Here is a 4,622-nt window from a genome sequence, read left to right on the forward strand (position 1 = left end):
CGCCGAAGCGACGGGCGGGACGGCCACGGGTGCGGCAGCGGCCGGGTACGAGCCGAGGAGGCGGAGTTCCGGTACTCCGCGGCGCAGATGGCGGAGCGCGCGGGCCGTGGCGGGGTCCTCGGGGCGCCCGGGGCAGTCGACGAGGAGGGCGCTGCGGCCGTCACCGCCGTCCGTCACGGCGAAGGCGACCGGCAGCCTCCGCAGAGCGGGGCGGGCGCACAGAAGGGCCAGGGCCGCCCGCGTCTCGTGGGGGGTGCCGTCGACCCTGCCGGCCAGCGACGTGCGGTGGGGGCCGCCGCCCCGCGCCTCCCGCCCCGGCGCCGCGGCGGGAGCCAGCAGGAGGAACCGGGTGACCGCGCCGGGATGGTCCTGGACCCCCGCGGCGGCGACAGCGAGACCGTACCGGGCCGCGGTGAACTCCCCGGCGACGGCGGCGTCGCACCGGCCGTCCCGCACCCAGCGGGCACCGGCCGCGTTGGACGGGGCCGACAACCACCGGGCGCGCGGCAGGAACGCGGCCAGCCACCCCGCCACCTGGGCGCGGGCATGCGGGTGCCCGGTGACCGTGCGGACCTCGCCGGGCCGCGTCCCCGGCCGCACGAGCAGGGCGAACTCGACGCCCAGCACCACCTCCCGCCGTGCGTGGACACCGGGCGCGTCCACCAGGGCCCGCAAGGTGTCGGGGACCGGTCCTCCCGCGGTGTTGTGCACGGGGAGCATCGCGGCCCGCGCGGCGCCCGTCCGCAGGTGCGCCAGCGCCTCGCGGGCGGTGGCGGCCGGCAGCAGCGGCGTGTGCGCGGCCTCGGGGAGCGTGCGCAGGGCCCGCTCCGTGAAGGTGCCCTCCGGGCCCAGGTACGCGAGGGCCGCAGCGCACCGGTGGGGCGCCGCGGCCGCCGGCCGCCCGGCACCGGCCCCCGGGGGTGGGGCCGGGCGGGCCGCGGGCCCCGGCGCGGTCGGGCGGCAGGCACGGAGCGGCTCCGGCGGGGGCTCCGGCGCGGCGTGCACGCGTGCGGCGCCTGCGGGAGCTCCGGCGGCGGGCGGCACCGGCGCGGGGGTGCGGGCCGCCATGTCAGGCGGTGGTGAGGGCCGCGTCCGCGACGGCGGCCGCCGCGTGCTTGGCGCGGCGCAGTTCCTTGTCCTCCAGCAGGCCGGGCGCGAAGGCCGCGAAGTCGGCGTCGACGCGGGCCGCGACACGGCCCGCCTGCTCGACCTGCACGGTGACGCCGAAGGCCAGCCTGCTCGGCTCGGTCAGGTCGGCCCGGGTCACCGTGAGGCGGAGCGTGGCGGCGACCGGGAAGAGGAAGTTGGTGAACGACGTGTTCAGCGAGTTGAGCACGATGTAGTAGCGCTGCTGCGGCCACCTCGACGTGTAGTACCGCTCGGTGACGGCGAGGAACATCTGCCGCGCCGCCTCGATCGCCACCATGCCCTGCACGTGGACCCGGTCCTGGACGTCGACGAGCAGCTCGTTGTGGTCGTGGACGCGCAGCTGCGCCTCGTACGTCTCGTCGTCGATCCGGGTGAGTCCGGCGACGAGGACGTTGTCCTCGCGGGCCTTGTGCAGGTCGTGGCGGCGGGCCGTGGCGGCGGCCGTGTGCCGGACGACGACGCGGTCGGTCAGGCCGCGCCGCTCGATGGCGTCGCGCAGGTGGTCGGCCTCGTAGTCGCCGATGCCCTGGCCCGCCACGACGTGCACGGGCCCGTGGACGTGGTCGAGGTCCCCTGCGTCGAGGGCCCGGACGAGGGCGGTGAAGGAGTCGGCGCCGACGGCTGCGGCGAAGTCGGCGAAGCGGTCGCCGACGACGAGGCGCGACGAGGCGGCGGATGCTGCGGGGGCGGGCTCGGTCATGGTGTGGCTCTCCTCCGGGTCGGGGCGGGCTCAGCGGCCCGCGCGGTAGGCGTGCAGCGGGACGTGGGCGGGCGCTCCGGCGGCGCGGGAGGCCGGCGGGCCGGGCGGCGCCTGCGGGTCGGTGACCGCCTCGGCGGCGGCCAGGCCGGTCAGGCAGCGGGCGGCGAGCTCGCGGTACTGGGCCGTGCCGTTGCCCTTCCAGGCGATCTCGTCGCCCGTCAGCGGACGGACGACCCGGGCGGGGCTCCCGGCGACGAGGTGCCGCTCGGGCACCTCGAAGCGGGACTTGACGAAGCTGCCGGCGCCGACGAAGGCCTGCTCGCCGACGGTGACGCCGTCCATCAGCACCGACTTCATGCCGATCAGGCTGTCCCGCCCGACGCGGCAGCCGTGCAGCACGGAGCCGTGGCCGACGTGGCCGTCCTCCTCGACCACGGTGTCCGCGCCGGGGAAGCAGTGCAGGACGCAGCAGTCCTGCACGTTGGACCCGGCCCGCAGCTCGATGCGGCCGAAGTCGCCGCGCAGGCTGGCGAGCGGGCCGACGTAGCAGCCGGGACCGATGACGACGGAACCGATCAGCACGCTGTCCGGGTGGACGAAGGCGCTCGGGTGGACGACGGGCACGGCTCCTTCGAAGGAGTAGATCTTCGCCATAGGGGGGTCCTTCAGCTCAGGGTGGGTTCCGGTGCGATGGCTCCGCCGGTGCCGGGGGCGTCCGGGGCGGCAGACCCCTCGGGTCCCGGGGCGTGCGGGGCCCTCCGGCCGGCGGCTGCCGGGGTCGGCGGGGAGGCTGCGGGCGGCGCGGTTCCCAGCGCGGCGAGGGCGTCGTGGCCGTGGATCCAGGCCAGGTCCTCCGGCAGGCCGGCCAGGCGGGCGTCTCGGGCGTCGGCCTCCGGGCCGTCCGGCGCCTGGAAGCAGCCCGCGTTGCGCCGGGAGCCGGCCTGGAGCAGACGCGTGCGGGGGCGGCGCTCGACCTCGTACCTGCGCAGCGCCTCGACGACGCCGCGGCCCGCGGACGCCCCGCCGAGCAGCCGTGCGAGGACGACGGCGTCCTCCAGGCACTGGTTGGCGCCCTGCCCGTGGTGCGGCAGCATCGCGTGCGCGGCGTCCCCCAGCAGGGTCACCCGGCCGCGGGTCCAGTGGCGCAGCGGCTCGCGGTCGTACAGCGCCCAGCGGCCGGGCCGGTCGGCGGCGGCGAGCACGTCTGTGACGAACGGGTGCCAGCCCTCGAAGTGGCCGAGCAGTTCCCCGGTGGTCCCCTCGGTGGACCAGGACTCGACCGTCCAGTCCCGGTCGGGCACGACGGCCAGGAAGTTGAGCAGGGTCCCGCCCGCGACCGGGTACGCGATGACGTGTCGGCCGGGGCCGAGCCACAGCCACAGGACGTCCTCGCGCAGTTCGGGCCGCCCCCGCAGCCGTTCCAGCGGCACCAGCGCGCGGTATCCGCTGGTGCCGGAGAACACGGCGTGGTCGGGGCCGAAGAGGCTGTGCCGCACGGCGGAGTGGATGCCGTCGGCCCCGACGGCCGCGTCGGCCTCCGTCTCGGTGCCGTCCTCGAACCGCAGCACCACACCGTGCCCGGTCTGCTCGACGGCGGTGCAGCGTGCGCCCAGGCGCAGGGGGCCGGGGCCCAGCTCGGCGAGCAACGCCCGCTGGAGCGCGGCGCGCTCCACGGTCAGGAAGGGCGCGCCGAAGCGCTGTGCGTACGTGCCGGCCAAGGCGTGCGCGGCGAGGGTGCGGCCGGTGCGCCAGTGCCGGAACTCGGCGCGCAGCGGTGCGACGGCGGAGCCGTCCAGTCGCGTGGCGACGCCCAGGGCGCGCAGGGCGCGGTGGCCGTTGGCGCCGAGCGCGATGCCCGCGCCCCGGCCGGTCGTGTCCCCGGCCTGCTCGTGGACGGTGACGTCGACGTCCTGCTGCCGCAGCCCGACGGCGGTGGCCAGTCCGCCGATCCCGCCGCCGACGACGGCGACGCGGGGACGTCTTGCGGGCATGTTCGCTCCTCTTCTCGTACGGGGACGGGTGCCGGGGTGGCGCCGGGTCAGGCGGGTGCGGCGACGGCGGTGAAGCCGCCGCGGTGGAAGAGCAGCGGGTCCCGGTCACGGTAGGTGGCGCCGAGGACGCGGCCGACGACGAGGACGTGGTCGCCGATCGGCTGGGTGAGGTGCAGGGCGCACTCCAGGGTGCCCGGCCCGTCCGTGAGCAGCAGGCAGCCGGTGTGGGGGCCGGTGGCCCAGGCGGCCTCGCTCTCGACCGGGGGGCGGGTGTCGGACCTGGCCGTCAGCACGCGCAGCAGGGGGCGGGCGTCGTCGGCGAGGAAGGACACGCCCCACACCCCGGCGGTGTAGAGCCGCTGCAGGAACGCCGAGTCGTCCCGCAGGCACATGGACACGAGCGGGGGCCGGAGGGACACGGAGGTGAAGGAGTTCACCGCGATGGCGTCGTGGCGGGGAACGCCGTCCGGGGCGTCGTCGACGCGGGTGGAGACGGCGCACACGCCGGTGGCGTACTGGCCGAGGACCCGCCGCAGCCGGGCCGGCGCGAGGTCGTCGCCGCCGACGCCCGTCCCGTCGGGCCCGCGCCGCGCACCGGCCCGGGCGGGGCGCCGGGCACCGGGCCCGCCGTCGGGCGCGGCAGCAGGATGCCCGGCACCCGGCCCGGCCGCGGGGCGGCCGTCGGGGGCCAGGGGCGACAGGGCTTCGGCCCCGGCCTTGGCGTCGCAGACCGCGGCCGGGTGCCGGGGACCGGGCGCGGCGGGGGACGGGGCAGCGGCGGG

General features: G+C 77.9%; 5 protein-coding genes. All 5 read right to left on the reverse strand.

Features of this window, described 5'->3' with window-relative positions:
- A partial coding sequence (locus BJP40_RS00335; RefSeq protein WP_071277514.1) for a prephenate dehydratase domain-containing protein occupies positions 1-1,068 on the reverse strand: 1,068 nt, incomplete at its 3' end.
- Position 1,069: 1 nt separating this feature from the next.
- Positions 1,070-1,849 carry an AfsA-related hotdog domain-containing protein gene (locus BJP40_RS00340; RefSeq protein ID WP_071277516.1) on the reverse strand — a complete coding sequence of 260 codons (780 nt, stop codon included), beginning with the start codon at positions 1,847-1,849 and terminating at the stop codon, positions 1,070-1,072.
- Between the two features lie 30 nt (positions 1,850-1,879).
- A complete protein-coding gene (locus BJP40_RS00345; protein ID WP_071277518.1) occupies positions 1,880-2,503 on the reverse strand; it encodes a transferase hexapeptide repeat family protein in 624 nt (207 codons plus the stop codon).
- A gap of 11 nt (positions 2,504-2,514) precedes the next feature.
- A complete protein-coding gene (locus tag BJP40_RS00350) occupies positions 2,515-3,840 on the reverse strand; it encodes an FAD-dependent monooxygenase (RefSeq protein ID WP_071277520.1) in 1,326 nt (441 codons plus the stop codon).
- Positions 3,841-3,887: 47 nt separating this feature from the next.
- Positions 3,888-4,622: flavin reductase family protein (locus tag BJP40_RS00355; RefSeq protein WP_218153175.1), on the reverse strand; the 735-nt coding region annotated here is incomplete at its 5' end.

It is taken from the genome of Streptomyces sp. CC53, assembly GCF_001865245.1.
Taxonomy (GTDB): domain Bacteria; phylum Actinomycetota; class Actinomycetes; order Streptomycetales; family Streptomycetaceae; genus Streptomyces.